General features: G+C 71.2%; 16 protein-coding genes and 1 riboswitch. Of the genes, 8 read left to right on the top strand and 8 right to left on the bottom strand.

Annotation, left to right across the window (positions count from 1 at the left end; genetic code table 11):
- Positions 1-6: 6 nt before the first annotated feature.
- Genes FPZ12_RS31445 through FPZ12_RS31430 form a run of 4 tightly spaced genes read left to right on the top strand, consistent with a single transcriptional unit; the run spans position 7 to position 2,473 of the window.
- On the top strand, positions 7-612 hold the full coding sequence (locus FPZ12_RS31445) for a TetR/AcrR family transcriptional regulator (protein WP_144749516.1): 606 nt from the start codon (positions 7-9) through the stop codon (positions 610-612).
- A gap of 49 nt (positions 613-661) precedes the next feature.
- Positions 662-1,165, top strand: coding sequence for a hypothetical protein (locus FPZ12_RS31440; protein ID WP_144749514.1), 504 nt, complete (start codon positions 662-664; stop codon positions 1,163-1,165).
- A 47-nt stretch (positions 1,166-1,212) separates the two neighbouring features.
- Positions 1,213-1,836, top strand: coding sequence for a TetR/AcrR family transcriptional regulator (locus FPZ12_RS31435; RefSeq protein ID WP_144749512.1), 624 nt, complete (start codon positions 1,213-1,215; stop codon positions 1,834-1,836).
- A 4-nt stretch (positions 1,837-1,840) separates the two neighbouring features.
- Positions 1,841-2,473 (top strand): helix-turn-helix transcriptional regulator, encoded by a 633-nt coding sequence (locus tag FPZ12_RS31430; protein WP_144749510.1) that lies wholly within the window; start codon positions 1,841-1,843, stop codon positions 2,471-2,473.
- On the opposite strand, the gene FPZ12_RS31425 is transcribed toward FPZ12_RS31430, so the two are convergent.
- From FPZ12_RS31425 to FPZ12_RS31400, 6 genes are all read right to left on the bottom strand, one after another.
- Positions 2,463-3,068 carry a bifunctional 4-hydroxy-2-oxoglutarate aldolase/2-dehydro-3-deoxy-phosphogluconate aldolase gene (locus FPZ12_RS31425; RefSeq protein ID WP_144749508.1) on the bottom strand — a complete coding sequence of 202 codons (606 nt, stop codon included), beginning with the start codon at positions 3,066-3,068 and terminating at the stop codon, positions 2,463-2,465. The genes FPZ12_RS31430 and FPZ12_RS31425 overlap by 11 nt on opposite strands.
- Positions 3,069-3,118: 50 nt before the next feature.
- On the bottom strand, positions 3,119-4,102 hold the full coding sequence (locus FPZ12_RS31420) for a pirin family protein (RefSeq protein ID WP_144749507.1): 984 nt from the start codon (positions 4,100-4,102) through the stop codon (positions 3,119-3,121).
- Positions 4,099-4,740: a (2Fe-2S)-binding protein gene (locus FPZ12_RS31415; RefSeq protein ID WP_144749505.1), complete on the bottom strand. Its 642-nt coding sequence runs from the start codon at positions 4,738-4,740 to the stop codon at positions 4,099-4,101. Before FPZ12_RS31415 ends, FPZ12_RS31420 begins: the two co-directional genes overlap by 4 nt.
- Positions 4,740-5,528: a CbtA family protein gene (locus tag FPZ12_RS31410; RefSeq protein ID WP_144749503.1), complete on the bottom strand. Its 789-nt coding sequence runs from the start codon at positions 5,526-5,528 to the stop codon at positions 4,740-4,742. The genes FPZ12_RS31415 and FPZ12_RS31410 overlap by 1 nt, the downstream gene beginning before the upstream one ends.
- Before the next feature lie 21 nt (positions 5,529-5,549).
- On the bottom strand, positions 5,550-5,765 hold the full coding sequence (locus tag FPZ12_RS31405) for a CbtB domain-containing protein (protein ID WP_144749501.1): 216 nt from the start codon (positions 5,763-5,765) through the stop codon (positions 5,550-5,552).
- A 49-nt stretch (positions 5,766-5,814) separates the two neighbouring features.
- A riboswitch (adenosylcobalamin (AdoCbl) riboswitch) is annotated at positions 5,815-5,903 on the bottom strand.
- A gap of 293 nt (positions 5,904-6,196) precedes the next feature.
- A complete protein-coding gene (locus tag FPZ12_RS31400; RefSeq protein WP_243770122.1) occupies positions 6,197-7,384 on the bottom strand; it encodes an oxidoreductase in 1,188 nt (395 codons plus the stop codon).
- 40 nt (positions 7,385-7,424) lie between these two features.
- Here FPZ12_RS31400 and FPZ12_RS31395 point away from each other — a divergent pair, with 40 nt between their 5' ends.
- Together FPZ12_RS31395 and FPZ12_RS31390 are read left to right on the top strand one after the other, a co-directional pair.
- On the top strand, positions 7,425-8,333 hold the full coding sequence (locus FPZ12_RS31395; protein ID WP_243770121.1) for an aldo/keto reductase: 909 nt from the start codon (positions 7,425-7,427) through the stop codon (positions 8,331-8,333).
- Positions 8,334-8,342: 9 nt separating this feature from the next.
- On the top strand, positions 8,343-9,179 hold the full coding sequence (locus tag FPZ12_RS31390; protein WP_144749497.1) for an IclR family transcriptional regulator: 837 nt from the start codon (positions 8,343-8,345) through the stop codon (positions 9,177-9,179).
- Here the strand turns inward: FPZ12_RS31390 and FPZ12_RS31385 are convergent, their stop codons facing one another.
- Both FPZ12_RS31385 and FPZ12_RS31380 read right to left on the bottom strand, forming a co-directional pair.
- Positions 9,180-10,745 (bottom strand): FAD-dependent oxidoreductase, encoded by a 1,566-nt coding sequence (locus FPZ12_RS31385; RefSeq protein WP_144749495.1) that lies wholly within the window; start codon positions 10,743-10,745, stop codon positions 9,180-9,182.
- A gap of 11 nt (positions 10,746-10,756) precedes the next feature.
- Positions 10,757-12,187 carry an aldehyde dehydrogenase family protein gene (locus FPZ12_RS31380; protein ID WP_144749493.1) on the bottom strand — a complete coding sequence of 477 codons (1,431 nt, stop codon included), beginning with the start codon at positions 12,185-12,187 and terminating at the stop codon, positions 10,757-10,759.
- A 119-nt stretch (positions 12,188-12,306) separates the two neighbouring features.
- Between FPZ12_RS31380 and FPZ12_RS31375 the strand changes: the two genes are divergently transcribed.
- Entirely contained in the window at positions 12,307-14,091 is a 1,785-nt protein-coding gene (locus FPZ12_RS31375) for a thiamine pyrophosphate-binding protein (RefSeq protein WP_144749491.1), read from the top strand.
- A gap of 10 nt (positions 14,092-14,101) precedes the next feature.
- Positions 14,102-15,100 (top strand): zinc-dependent alcohol dehydrogenase, encoded by a 999-nt coding sequence (locus FPZ12_RS31370; RefSeq protein ID WP_144749489.1) that lies wholly within the window; start codon positions 14,102-14,104, stop codon positions 15,098-15,100.
- Positions 15,101-15,107 lie beyond the last annotated feature (7 nt).

The raw sequence follows: 15,107 nt of genomic DNA, 5'->3' as shown, positions 1-15,107 counted from the left end.
CGGATCATGACGAGCGCACCACCCGCCCGCCGGGGCAGGCCGGGCTACGACCTCGAGTCGCTGCTGGCGGTCGCCGTCAAGCTGTTCAACGAACGCGGGTACGACGGCACCAGCATGGAGGATCTCTCGCGCAAGCTGGGGATCACCAAATCGGCCATCTACCACCACGTGCCGAGCAAACAGGAACTGCTGCGGCTGTCGGTGAACCGCGCGCTGGACGGGCTGTTCGGCGAGGTCGACAAGCTGGCCGCGATCGAGGGCCGGGCCGTGGACAGGCTGGAACACCTCGTCCGCGGCAGCGTGGTGGTGCTGGTGGAGGAGCTGCCGTTCGTCACGCTGCTGCTGCGGGTGCGCGGGAACACCAAGGTGGAGCGGGACGCGCTGGCCCGCAGGCGCGAGTTCGACCATTTCGTGACGGGCCTGGTGGCCGAGGCCGCGGCCGAGGGCGACCTGCGCCCGGACGTCGATCCGGCCACCGCCGCGCGGCTGCTGTTCGGCATGGTCAACTCGCTGATCGAGTGGTACCGGCCGCGCGGCGGCGCCTCGGCGAGCGAGCTGGCGGAGACCGTAACCACGGTGGCGTTCAACGGATTGCGCGTGCGGGCGCGATGACTTTCCCGGCGCCGGTAGGTCTTCACCGGCAACGGAAGAGGTGGTCGCGATGGCGGGCAAGGTCCGGGAACGCACTGGGCGCGACGGGGAAGAGTGGTTCGCTCTGCTCGACGAGTGGGGCGCGGCGAAGCGGTCGCACGGCGAAATCGTCGGACGGCTGAGCACGTACGGCATCGGCAACTGGTGGGCCCAGCACCTCACTGTCGAATACGAACGCGCCCGCGGGCTGCGCGCACCGAACCAGGCGCGCGGGGGCGGTTTTTCCGCGACCGCGGGCAAGACGGTCGCCGTTCCGGTCGAGCGGTTGTACGAGGCGTTCACCGAGGACGCCGTACGTGCCGGCGCCCGGGTCCGCACGGCCACCCCGCCGAAGACGTGGCGTGCCGACTGGACCGGCGGAACGCGGCTCGCGGCCGGGTTCGTGTCCAAAGGGGACGGCCGGTCGCAGGTGGCGCTGGCGCACGAGAAACTCGCCGGCGCGGCCGCCGTCGAGGAGGCCAAGGCGTACTGGCGGGAACGGCTGGCGGCGCTCAAGGACCGGCTGGAGAGATAGCGCGCCCGGTACCCTGTGGTGGTCCAGCCGAGGAGGAAGCCCACCGGATGAGCGCGCACCAGCAGACCGTCGACGAGAAGACCCCGTCCAGCCGTGTCCAGCGGAAACGCGGCCGGCGGATCCAGGAGATCCTGACCGTCGCGGCAGAGCTGTTCGGCGAGCGCGGGTACGACGCGGTCAGCCTGGACGACGTGGCCGAGCGCCTCGACGTCACCAAGGGCTCGCTCTACTACTACTTCCCCAGCAAGGACGAGCTGTGCACGGCGGCGATCGAGACGCTGGGCAACGACTGGACGGCGCGCCTGGAGCAGCTCCCAGCGGACGGCACGGTCACCGAGCGTCTACGCGCGCTGATCCACGAGCACGTCACCATCGCGGTCAACGACTACCCGGCGGCGCTGCGGCTGTTCCTGGTGCCACGCGAATGGCCGGAGCCGCAGCGGGCGCGGATCAAGGAACTGCGGCTGCGGCACGACAACCTGTTCCGCGGCCTCGTCGAAGAGGGCGTCGCGAGCGGCGAGTTCAAGGTCACGAGCGTGGACACGGTGCTGCAGTGCCTGCACGCTTCGATGACGCAGGCGCCGTTGTGGTGCGGGGAGCTGGGCGTACGGGCGCGCAAACGCGCGGTCGACGAGCTGGCCGACACGCTGATGTCCCTCGTCGGCCGGTGAACCGATGGACGTCATCGAGGCGCTGAAACAGGTGGTGCCCGGTCTCGCCGCCACGTTCGGGCGCTCGTGCGAGGTCGTGTTGCACGACTACCGCCAGGGCGAGCGGTCCGTCGTCGCGGTGTCCGGGGAGGTCACCGGGCGGCACGTCGGCGGCGCGCTGAGCGAGATCGGGCTGGCGATGCTGGCCCGCGGCGAAGACGCGGAGGCCGAGCTCAACTACGTGACCAGGACGCCCGAGGGCCGCACGGTGAAATCCTCCACGCTCCCCTTGCGCGACGACGACGGCACGCTCGTCGGCGCGTTGTGCGTGAACCTCGACGTGACGGCGTTGCAGCAGGCCGGGGACGTGCTGGCGGACCTCGCCGGGATAGCGTCCGCGCCGGTCCCGGCGACCACCTTCACCGACGACTTCGACGAGGTGGTGGAGGCCGTGGTGCGCGCCGAGGAACGCAACCTCGCCAAGCCCGTCGCCACCCTCACGCGGCGCGAGCGGCTCCCGCTGCTGAAGGCGTTGGACGAGCGCGGCGTGTTCGCCGTGCGCGGCGCGGCCCCGAAAATCGCCGCACGGCTGGGAATTTCGCGCGCTTCGCTCTACACCGATCTCGCCGAATGCCGGAAGCGCGAAGTCAGGCGCTGACGGCTTCGCGCAGCAGCGGCAAGGAATCCGGGTCCTCCAACGCCGAGCCGACGGCAACGCCACGGCATCCGGCGCGGAGGAACTCCCCGGCGTTGCCCGCGCCGATCCCGCCCGTGGCCACGAATCGGACGGCCGGGAAGGGCGCCAGCTGCGCGGTGATCCACTCCGCGCCGAGCTGTTTCGCCGGGAAAGCCTTGAGCCACGTGTAACCCCGCGCGAGCGCCGCGGCGATCTCGGTGGACGTGGCGACACCGGGCAGATGCGGGAGGCCGATGCGCTGCGATTCGTCGGCCACCTCGGGGTGCAGCCCGGGCGCGACGGTGAAGGCGGCGCCCAGCTCGTGCACCTCGCGCAGCTGCGAAACCGTGGTTACGGTGCCCGCGCCGACAGCCTTGCCCCGCTCGCGCGCCGCGTCCAGCGCCGCACGGAGGGACGGCACGGCGTCCGGGGACTGCACCGGTATTTCGACCAGCTCCACCCCGAACTCCCAGGCCCGCTCACAGGCCGCGACCGTCTCGGCCGGGTCGTGGTTGCGGAAGATCCCGAGCACCGGGCTTCCGGCGAGTCGGTGTTCGAAGAACTCAGCGCTGTCCATCGCCCATCCCTGTTGCACATTCTGCAAACGTCATGCCTTATGTGCACACGCTAGAGCGGGCGGCCTCGCGGACGCAACCGGACGTTCGGCAACGCGGGCGCGGGCAGCGGCGCGCCGTCGTAGCCGTCCACGCGGCCGTAGCGACCCGTGGACGTGCCGCCGTGGATCACCTCCGCCTGCCACTGGTCCCGCAGCGCGGCGATCTCGTCGTGACTCCGGCCGATGAAGTTCCACCACATCACGATCTGCTCGGCGAACGGTTCGCCACCGATCAGCAAGGCGCGCAACGGTTCCTCACCCGCCTGAATGTCCAGTTCGGACAGTCCAGTGCCGACGACGCCGAGCCGGGCCGCCGGGACCTCGACGCACTGGAGCTTCGGCGTCCCGGCGTCCACCACCAGCCCGTGCTCGAACTCCGGGTCGACCGGGAGCCGGACACTCGCCCCGGCCGGCAGGTCGAGCTGCGCGCCGACCAGCCGAGTGAATCCGGTCACGGCGGCCTTCGACCCGAGCAGCTCACCGGCGAAGACCCGCAACGTCGCGTCGCCGAAGGAGATCGGCTCCGGCACGAAATGCTCGAAGAACGGCGCGACGTGCCGGCTCGCGTCGGGCAGCGCGACCCACAGTTGCACGCCGTGCAACGGGCGGGCGTCGGCGGTGGACACCTCGGAATGCTGGATGCCCGCGCCCGCCGTCATCAGGTTCACCTGGCCGGGCGTGATGTGCGCGAGTGTGCCGACGGAATCGCGATGCTCGATCCGGCCCGCGTAGAGCCAGCTCACCGTCTGCAGGCCGGTGTGCGGATGCGGCGGCGTGTCCATCGTGCGCGGCGCCGACGACGGGGTGGGCCCGTAGGAGTCGACGAAACACCAGGCGCCGACGAGGCTGCGGCTGCGCTGCGGCAGCGTGCGCCGCACCTTCAGCGCTCGCGGGCCGCCGAGCGGAACCTCGCGCGGCTCCAGGATTTCCACGACAGCCGGGTTTTCCCCGGCCGTGCAGACCACTTCCACGGGGTCGCGCTCGAAGTTGCTCACCTTCGCATGCTAGCCGCGTCCTGCAGGACACAGTCGCCGCAAACGGGGCCCGTTCCCCCGGGAGCGGCACGGTAGATCAGGCAGCAGCTGCGCCGCCGGAACCTTCCGCCGACGACCGTGCTCGTGCCCTTGAGCGGTGGGGCCGACAGCAGTCCGTTCGCCAGCTCGCGGGCGCGGCCCAGCCAGTCCGGCGCCGCCGCGCCGACCATCGTGAGCGCGCCATTGACGGCGGAGCCGACATTGCCCCAAAGCACTTGGGAGGACACGGAAAACGGCTCGAACGCGGCGTTGAGGTCGGCGAGCGGTTCGAGCGTCAACTCGCCGCCGACCGGGCAGACCGACAGCGGCAAAGCACCGCCCACGACGTCCTGCCACCAGATTTCCGACGGCACCTCGCCGCGCGACGCGTTGAGCGCCAGCGCGGGCGAGAGAAGCCGTGCGGCGAGGCCGAGATGCGCCACCGACGCGGCGACGCGCAGCTCGACCTCGTCCTCGGGACGGCCGTTGGCGAGATGCCGCCGCACCGCCCGCACGCGCTCCGTGAGGTCCGCCTCGTGGAACGCACGCCACGGTGGCGGGGGCACCGCGCCCGCGGCGTGCGTCTCCACGGCGAAGAACGGGCCGAGCTCCTCCAGCATCAGGCGACCGCGGCCACCTTGCCGCGCTCCCGGTCGAGCAGGCGCTCGGCCAGCGGCCCGAAGGCGAGCCCGAGCGCGCCCCACAGGACGATCTGCGCGCCCACCGAGTACAGCCGGAACTTGAACAGCACGTCGGCCGGGTAGCCGGGGAAGACGATCACCCCGGCGTCGTTCGTCATCGCACCGGGGGTTTCGGCGATCGTCGGCAGCACGGCCATCACGATGCCGATCACGACGAGGAACGCCGCGCCCGCGACGAGGGTGGCGTTCCAGTTGCCCAGGCGTGCCCGCAGACGGCGGCCGAGCCACAGCGCGAGGCCGAGGACCACGATCGACGCCAGCACCATGACCAGGTACATGCTGCCGCGTTCGCCGATGGTGTCCGAGCCGCCGATGCCCGGCGGGTTGGCCGGGTACTTCAGGAACGGCACCAGGTAGACGCCGGCGAACCCGGCACCGGCGACGAGCAGGGCCAGCGTGCGCGCCCGGACATTGCCGACCCGGCCGAGGCACACCGTGTACACGACGGAAAACAGCGCGCCCATCGCGACGCCGAAGAGCACGATGCCGACGCCGATACCCAGGTTTCCCTGGACAGCGCGGCTGAACAGCTCCATCTCCTCGCCGCCGCCGCTGTGCGTCATCGCCTGCTCGGCGGACTCACGGCCCGCCTCGTAGTCGATGCCGGCCTGGATCTGCGGCTCGGCGAAGACACGCGCGAAGACGAACGCGAGCAGCCCCGCGAAGGCGCCCGCGAGGACGCCGCGCAGGATCAGTTTCTTCTCCATGTTCGGTTGTCCCCCCGCGGATCAGTGGCAGGGGAAACCGAGGAAGTGACGCGCGTCGTGCACGAACTCGTGGATGTGCATATCGCTGCCGAACACGGACGTCGCGCCCTGGTCGATGCCGATGAAGTAGTACAGCGCCAGCGCCAGGAACACGGTTCCGGCGAGCCACAGCACCGCCTTCGTCGCGGGCAGGACGACGGGCGTCGCTCGGGTGGATTCGGCGGGAATGGCAGTCATGGCTGGCGAGCCTCCTTCGGGGATCACGCGTCCCGTTTCGAGCGGTCATCGCGACGGCTCCTGGACCTGACTCGCCCGGTGCGGGCTCACAGTGGCGCGACCGTGCTGGATTCTCACCAGCTTCCCGGAACCGTCACGCGGGGATGACAGTACGTGCGCCGCTGTCACGCAGTCAATCAAGGTGACCCGCCTTGCACGATTCATCACCCGGGTGCCGAGGCACGCTTCCAGCCATCACACCGACACCCGCGGCCAACACGCGGCCAGCCAACACGCCAACCCGGGCAGCCAACACACCGACGCGAGCGGCCAACACGCCAGCGCGGCCAGCCAACACACCGACCCCGCCAACCCGCCAGCGCCACCGGCCAACACGCCAACCCGGCGGGCAAACACACCAACGGGAGGGGCCAACACGCCGCGGGCGCAGGTCATCGAGTGGCGAGCCACTCGCGGTACCGCGACAGCAGCCCCGCCCGGCGGCGCTGGTCGAGGCGTAGCGCGGCGGCGGGGTCGACGGACGACGGGGTGGTGCCGGTCGCGGCCGTGCGGCGGAGGAGCCAGCGCACGGCCGCCTGTTTCGCGGCGGACGGGGCGGAAAGTGCTGCGGGGCCCGGGTTTCCGCGCTCCCAGTCCCTCGGCAGCGTGGGCCGCTGGGCGAGGGCGGTGGCCACCCCGACCACGGCCACCCCCGCGGCCAGCACCTCGCACGCGCCCGCGCGGGTCCGGATACCGCCGGTGAGCATCACGGGCATCGGCGCGGCCGCGACGACTTCCTTGGCGAGATCGAGAAAATACGCTTCCCGGCTACGGGTCCGCTCGCTCATCCCGGCACCGTGCATCGCGGGCCGTTCCGCGCTGCCGCCGGAAAGCTCCAGCAGGTCCACGGGCAGCTCACCGAGCAGCGCCACCACTTCGAGCGCGTCGTCCGGGCCGAAACCGCCGCGCTGGAAGTCCGCGGTGTTCAGTTTCACACCCACCGACACCCCGGCCGGCAACGCCTCGCGCACCGCCCTCACCACTTCGAGCAGCAGCCGGGCGCGGGCGCGCACCGAACCGCCCCAGCCATCCGTGCGCCGGTTCACCAGTGGGGAAAGGAACTGCGATAACAGATATCCGTGCGCCCCATGGATCTGCACCCCGGTGAACCCCGCTTCGGCGGCCCGCGCGGCGCTGGTGGCGAACATCCGGACCAGCGTGCGGATGTCGGCCACGCTCATCGTCGACGGCAGCGCGAAATCCCCGCCGATCGGGATCCCCGACGGCGACCACGCGACCCCGCCCTGATCCGCGCGGACCTGCCGCCCCGGGTGGTTGAGCTGCATCCACACCTGCGCGCCACCCGCCCGCGCGGCCCGCGCCCACGAGGCGAACGGCGCCAGCGGACTGCGTTCGTCGAGGACCACGCCCGCCGGGCCGGTGACCGCCCGCGCGTCCACCATCACGTTCCCGGTCAGCAGCAGCCCGGCACCGCCGGAACCCCAGGCGCGATAGAGCTTGCGCAGCCGGTGATCGGGCACCTGACCGGCCGCCGCCAGGTTCTCCTCCATCGAGGCCTTGGCGATACGGTTGACCAGGACGGCGCCGCCAGGCAGGGACAACGGCGAGAAGAGCTCCACGTGTTGCAGGATAAGCAACTCGTTGGGCATTATGCAATGTATGGACACCACCAAGACCCCGATCGTCCTCGGCGGCAACGTGTTCGGCTGGACGGCCGGGCGCGAGGAATCGTTCGCCGTCCTGGACGCGTACGTCGCCGCGGGCGGCACGCTCATCGACACCGCGGACTCCTACTCCCAGTGGGCGCCGGGCAATTCCGGCGGTGAGTCGGAAACGATCCTCGGCGCCTGGCTGGCGGAGCGCGGGCCGTTCCCCGTCGCCAGCAAGGTCGGGCAGTCGAAACACCGGCCAGGGCTGTCGGCGGAGAACATCCACGCCGCCGTCCGAGATTCCCTGAAACGGCTCGGCCTGCCCTCGATTTCCTTGTACTACGCGCATTTCGACGAGGACGGCCGCCCGATCGAGGAGATCGCGCGCGCGTTCTCGGAGCTCCGCGAGGAAGGGCTGATCGAGGAGATCGGCGTGTCCAACCTCAGCGCCGAGCGCATCGCCGCGTGGCTGGACGTCGCCGAGCGCGACGGCCTGCACGCGCCGACCGTGCTGCAGAAGGAATACAGCCTCATGGAGCGCGGGATCGAGGCCGACATCCTGCCCCTGGCCCGGGAACGCGGGCTGACCGTCCAGACGTACTACTCGCTCGCGCGCGGCTTCCTGACGGGCAAATACCGCGATGGCGCGGCCTCCGTGGACAGTCCGCGCGCGGGCGTCGCCGCCGGTTACCTCGACGACCGCGGCCGCGCGGTACTGGCCGCGCTGGACGAGATCTCCGGCCGTCACGACACCACGCAGACCGCCGTCTCCCTCGCCTGGCTCGCCACGCGCCCGCAGGTCAGCGGGGTCATTTCGTCCGCACGCGACACCGGGCAGCTCTCCGGCGTGCTCGCGGCGACCGAGGTGAAGCTGAGCGAGGAGGACATCGCCCGGCTGGACGCGGCGTCGGCCGCCTAGGATTTCCCCATGACCGAGATCACGGCGCTCAAACGAGGTCTGGACATCCTGGACATGTTCAGCGCCGAGCAACGGGTCGTCGGGATCAGCGAAATCGCCACCCGGCTCGCCATCCACAAGTCCAGCGCGTCCCGGCTCGCCGCCACGCTGGCCTCGTCGGGCTACCTCGTCGCGGCGTCGGCGGGCAACTACGCGCTGGGCCCGCGGCTCGCCGCGCTCGGTTCGCTCGCCGCCGCCCGGCAGGACCTCACGGCCGTGGTCACCCCGTTCCTGAAGGACCTCGTGGAGGTCACCGGCGAGACGGGGCACCTGGCCGTCCTCGACGGGACGATCGCGAAAACCGTGCAGGTGGTCGACGGCTGGCACACGGTCCGGATGCATTCCTGGGTCGGGAAGCTCTCGCCGGCGCACTGCAGCTCGATGGGCAAAGCGTTGCTGGCCGGGCTTTCCGACGCCGAACTCGACGAGCTGTACCCGGACGAGGCGCTGCCGGTCCGCACGGATCACACCATCACCACCCGCGAGCAGCTGCGCCACGAGCTCACGAAGCTGAGGCGCACCGGCAGCTGCCTCGACTACGAGGAGCTGGAGGTCGGCCTGCGCTGCGTCGCCGCGCCGGTGTTCTCGCCGGACGGCACGGTGGACGCGAGCATCTCCATTTCCGGTCCGGCGCAACGGCTCACCCGCGACAGGATGCAATTCCTGGCCAGGCTGGTCCGCTGGCACGCGTGGCGGGCGAGCCTCGCGCGCGGCGTGCTCGCGGTGCCGCCCGGCTGGCCCGCTCCCCTCGCGGAGGAGCCGCCGGCCCCGGACTGGGCCGTCCGGTCCGAGGCACGGCACTCCTGATCAGCGCGCCGCGTCGAGACCGGCGAGGTACCCGAAGGTCATCCCGACGGCCAGTGTCGCGCCAGGGCCCGGATAGCCGTCACAGGTCCAGAAGGCCGCGGCGTTCCCGGCCGCATACAGTCCGGAAAGGACGGTCCCGTCGCGGGTCAGCACGCGACCCGCGGTGTCCGTGACCGGGCCTCCTTTCGAGCCGATCACGCCGGAGTAGATGCGCGTCGCGTAGTAGGGCGCGCGGTCGATCGGTCCCAGGCAAGGGTTTCCCTCCTGCCACGGGTCGCCGTAGTAGCGGTCGTAAGCGTTGTCGCCCCGATGGAAGTCGTGGTCCACGCCCTCCGCGCAGAACCCGTTCCAGCGCTCGACGGACTCCGCCAGCCCGCCGGGGTCCACGCCGATCCGCGCGGCGAGCGCGGGCAGGTCGGGCGCCGTCACGATGTGGGCGGGCAGCGGGCCGGAAGGCGTCAACCCGGGCAGCGGGTAGCGCGCACGGAAGCCCTCGTCGAAGATCAGGTACGCCTCGACGTCCGCGCCCTGGCGGTGCATGGCCTTGCCGAACTCGTTGTAGGGCAAGGCTTCGTCGAGGAACCGCCGGCCTGCCTTGTTCACCACGATCTGCCGCGGCACGCCCCGTTCGCGCACCAGGCCCCGCGGGTACGGCGCGCCGTCGACCACATCGCCCTCGGGCGTGGCCATCGGCATCCACCAGCCCTCGCCGAGGTTTTCCGTGGCCAGGCCGAGTTCTTCGGCGACGGTCAACGCGATGCCCGTGTCGCTCGGCGCCGAGGCCGAGACTCCAAGCCCGGCGGGCAGCAGTTTCCGGCGCAGTGAGTCGTCCGCGTCGAACGCTCCCGTCGCGAGGATGACCGAGGACGCACGGATTTCCCGCTCCCCCACGCGCACACCGGTCACGCCGTCCGAGTCGGTGAGCACTGCCGTCAACGGCGCGTTCGCCCACACCGTCGCGCCCGCCCGGACAGCTCCGTCGAGCAGCGCGGCGGCCAGGCCGAGCCCGCCGGTGCGGATGCCTTGCGCCTGCCGGGAAGCGAGCAGCTCGGTGTCGATGTTGGCCGGGTAGCGCCAGTTTTCCCATTCGGCGTGGGTGATCGGCGAGTAACCCGGCGGCTGCCGGACCGAGCGCGCCTCGGGAACCAGCTCGCGCAGGTGCACCGGGCCGACGTCGAAGCAGCGGCCGCCCTGGGTGGCTCCCTCGTAGTCCTGGTGGTAGTCGGGATAGTTCGGGCAGATCGCGAAACGGTGCGGGGAATGCTTCTCGACGAACTCGGCCATCGCGCGCGCCTCGTGCACGAACGTGCGGATCATCGGTTCGTAGCGGGTGTCGAAGATCCGGTCGAGGTAGGTGTTCGCGAGTTCCTCGGAGTCACCCGCGTTCTCCGGCCTGCCGTTCGCGGGGATCCACACCCGGCCACCGGAAAGCGCGGTGGTGCCGCCGAGTTCGCCCGCCGATTCGAGCACCAGCACGCGGGCTCCGCCGGTGGCGGCGGCCAGCGCGGCGGTCAGCCCGGTGGCGCCGCTGCCGGCCACGACGACGTCGAATTCCTGCTCGCTCATGGGAAATCCTCTCACTCGGGCCGGTGCAGGTTGAGCACGACGATGCGGGGGTCGGTCATGTCTTCGACGGCGTAGCGCGGGCCTTCGACGCCGTGCCCACTGTCCTTCACGCCGCCGTAGGGCATGGCGTCGGCGTGGTAGCTGGAGGTGTCGTTGATCATCACCCCGCCCACGCGCAGCTCGCGCGCGGCGTGGAAGGCGCGGTCGAGGTCCTGGGTGAAGACGCCGGCCTGCAATCCGTAGCGGCCTTCGTTCACCCTCGCGATGGCCTCGTCGAAGTCCCGCACGGGCACCACGGACACGACGGGCGCGAAGATCTCCTTGCTCAGCACCTCGCTCTCCGGCGCCGGGTCCGCGAGCAGCGCCGGGGTGAGCACGCTGCCGTTCCGTTCACCACCGACGCGAAGCCGCGCGGCGGACCTGCTGACCCACTCCTCGGCACGAGCGGCCTCGGACTCCGCGATGAGCGGGCCGAGGTCCGTGCCTTCCGCACGCGGATCACCCGCGGTAAGCGCTTTCACACGCTCCGCGAGCGCCGTGGTCAGGTCGTCGAACCGGCTCTCGTCGACCAGAATCCGTTGCACGCTCGTGCAAACCTGGCCCGCCTTGCGGAACCCGGCGGTGGCGACCAGCCGCACCACGTCGTCGAGCCGGGCGTCGGCGGCGACGATGGACACGCTGTTGGAGCCGAGTTCGAGGTGTGTGCGGGCGAGCCCGGCGCCCGCGGAGATCACCCGCCCGACCGCCGTCGAGCCGGTGAAGGTGTAGAAGCGCACACGGTCGTCGTCGAGCAGCGCCGAGCCGATGGCACTGCCGGAAGCACACACCAGCTGCAGGAACCCGGGCGGCAGACCGGCGTCCGCAAACGCTTGCACCACGTTGAGCGCGCTGAGCGGGGTCTTCTCCGCCGGCTTGAGCACCACTGCGTTGCCCGCCGCGATCGCGGGCCCGATCTTGTGCGCGACCGTGGACAACGGCGCGTTGAACGGGGCGATCGCGACGACCACGCCGACCGGCACGCGGACGGTGAAGGCGAGCCGGTTCTCGCTGCCGGGCGTGGCGGAAAGCGGCACCTGCTCCCCCGCGATCCGCAGGGCTTCCTGTGCGCTCAGGCGGTAGATCGAAGCTGCTCTTCGCAGCTCGTTGCGCGCATCGGCGGTGGTGAACCCGGTTTCCGCCACGTAATCGGCCACGAATTCGCCGGCCCGCGCATCCAGCAGGCCCGCCACGGTTTCCAGCACCCGCGCGCGTTCCGCCGGTTCGAGCGGCCGGGAACTCGCGGCGTGCGCCCCGGCGATCGCGTCCTTCACGTCCGGCTCCGTCGCCGCGGCGATTTCGGCCACGACCTCGCCGGAATACTTGTCCAGCACCGGGATCCGGCCCGCGGCCGGGCGCCAGCCGCCGTCGACGAACAGCCCGCTCGAGCGTGTCGCTGTGCTCACTCATCGTCTCCTTCGACTCCGCGTCCGTCTCTTGACGCGCGCCCCAGAGCCTACCTACCATCTCGCATCATGCAAGGCATTGCGTACTACGCAATGCACATCGTTCGTGGAGGGCACACATGGGCCGCACCGGCGCGCAGATCATCACCGAGTACCTCGTCCGTGAGCGGGTCCCCTACGCGGTCGGCCTGTGCGGGCACGGCGACCTCGGCCTCCTCGACGCGCTGGTCGAACGCACCGACGAGATCAGGACGATCTCCGTGCACCACGAGTCGATCGCCGGGTTCGTCGCCGACGCCTACTACCGCGTGGCGCACCAGCCGCTGGCCACGTTCACCTCATGCGGTCCCGGTTCGGCGAACATGCCGATCGCGCTGGGTTCGGCGTTGATGGACGACTCGGCCTTCCTCGCGATCACCGGCAACGTGCCGACCAGCCAGTTCAACCGCGGCCCGTTCCAGGAGAGCGGCAGGCACTTCCAGGCGGACTTCCCCAGCGCGGTCCGGCCCTACGTCAAGCGCAGCTTCCAGGCCACGCGCGCCGATCAGCTGCCGTTGATGCTGCGGCAGGCGTTCTCCCAGATGCGCGGCGGCCGCCCCGGCCCGGTGCACCTCGACGTGCCACTGGACGTGTTCGTCGAGCAGACCGACGAGCCGGTGCCCGAGCCCGCGGATTGGGACACCGCAAGGGTTTCCCAGCCCGCGGCGGGGCGCGCGGAACTCGACGCCGCGTGCGAGCTGATCCGCGACGCGGGGCGCGTCGTGATCGTCGCGGGCTCCGGGGTGGAGGGCAGCGAGGCCGAAGCGGAGCTGCTCGCGTTCGCGCACGAGCACCGGTTCCCGGTCGCCACGTCGCCGCTGGGGAAATCCGGTTTTCCCAGCAGCGACGCGCTTTCCCTCGGCACGACCGGGCGCAACGGCACCTTCCAGGCCAACCACGCGGCGCGGAACGCGGACCTCGTGCTGGCCTTCGGCACCCGCTTCGACGATCGCGCGACGAGTTCCTGGCTGCCCGGGTACACCTACTCGTTCCCACCGACGAAACTCGTGCACGTCCACCTGGACTCCCTGGAGCTGGGCCGGAACTTCCCGCCGACGGTGGGCATCCACGCCTCCCCGCGGGAAGTCCTGCGCCAGCTGCGGGAACGCCTGCCCGAGTTCGCGCCCGACGCGCAGGTCACCGAAAAGCGCCGCCGCTGGCTCGACGAGCTCGCCGAGGCGAAAGCCAAGTGGGTTCAGCACATCGAGCCGCACGACTACTCCGACGCGAAGCCGATCCGGCCCGAACGCGTACTCGCCGAACTGCGCGATGTGCTGCCCGGCGACGGGATCCTGCTGTCGGACGTGGGCGTGCACCACAACTGGATCGTGCAGAACTGGCGCACCGACGCCGCCAGAACCCTGTTGCAGAGCTGGGGTTTCGCGTCGATGGGCTTCGGGGTCGGCGGGGTGATGGGCGCACATCTCGCGGCGCCGGACCGGCCGGCCGTCGCCGTCGTCGGGGACGGCGGGTTCCTGATGTTCCCCGGCGCCGTCGCCACCGCCGTCGAGTACGACCTCCCGGCGGTGTGGGTGGTGTGGAACAACCGCGGCTTCATGTCGATCCGTGACCAGCAGAAACTGTACTTCGGCGCGGACCGGCAGCTCGCCACCTCCTTCGCGGACACGAGCGGCGCCCCGTACTCCGCGGATTTCGCCGCGATGGCCCGGTCGATGGGCGGCGAAGGGCTCACCGTCACCGATCCCGCCGACCTCGGCTCCGCCTTCAAGACCGCCATCGACCTGCGCCGCCCCGTGGTGGTCGACGTCCGCGTGGACGACGCCGTCGGCCTGCCCGCCGCGGCGACGTGGGAGCTGCCGCCGCTGTCCCACCCCGAGCCTTCGTTCGGCTGGCCCGACGCCTGAGGAGACGGTGATGAAAGCCCTGATCAAGACCGCGCCCGGGAACGGGCACCTGGAATGGGCCGACCGGGCCGAGCCGGCGCCGGGCCCCGGCGAGGTGGTGCTGGAGCTGACCGGCGCCGGGCTCTGCCACACGGATCTCGGCATGATCCACGGCGCGTACGGCCCCGGCAGCGGGTACTCGCCGAGCTTCCCGATGGTGCTGGGCCACGAGTACACCGGCCGGATCGCCGAAAACGGTGCGGGCACGGAACTTCCGCCGGGGTCGCGGGTGGTCGGCAGCGCGCACCTCACGTGCGGCCGTTGCGCCTGGTGCGATCGCGGCCGGTCGATGCTGTGCGACCAGCGCCGGGTGCTGGGGCTCGACGTGGACGGCGTGTACGCGGAACGGTTCGTGGTGCCGGAGCGCAATCTCGCCGTGCTGCCGCCGTCGGTACCGGACCGGCTCGCCGTCCTCGCCGAACCGTTCGCCGTCGCCGCCCACGCCGTGGACGTCGCACGGCTCGGTGACAACGAGAAGATCTGCGTGCTCGGCCCGGGCACGGTCGGGCTGCTCACGCTGGGCGCGCTTGCCGGGCGCGAGGTGACCGTGGTCGGCCGGAGCGAGGACAGCGCACAGGTGGAGCGCGCACGCGAGCTCGGCGCGACGGAAGTGGCCACGACGGAAATCGAGGCGCTGCACGGGAAGTTCGACGTGGTGTTCGAGACGGCGGGCACCGGCGCCGCGGTCACCACGGGCACGAAGCTGCTCGGCCGCGGCGGTCGCCTGATCTGCGTCGGCCTGCCCGCGGAGGAGGCGAACTTCTCGTCGGCGCAGCTGGCCTGGAACGAGCAGTCGATCATCGGCTCCCGCGCGTACGACGTGTCCACCTGGGAATCCGTGCCGTCGAGACTCGCCGCCGCACCCGGCCTCGAGTCCATCGTCACGCACACCGTGCACCTGTCCGACCACGAGCGCGCGCTCGAACTGGTCGAGTCCCGGCAGGCGACCAAAGTCCTGCTGCATTCCTGAGAAAGGT

The organism is Amycolatopsis acidicola, assembly GCF_007713735.2.
In the GTDB taxonomy this organism is placed as follows: Bacteria; Actinomycetota; Actinomycetes; order Mycobacteriales; family Pseudonocardiaceae; genus Amycolatopsis_E; species Amycolatopsis_E acidicola.
The sequence above is the reverse complement of the archived record's forward strand: the minus strand, read 5'-3'. Positions and strand labels throughout refer to the sequence as shown.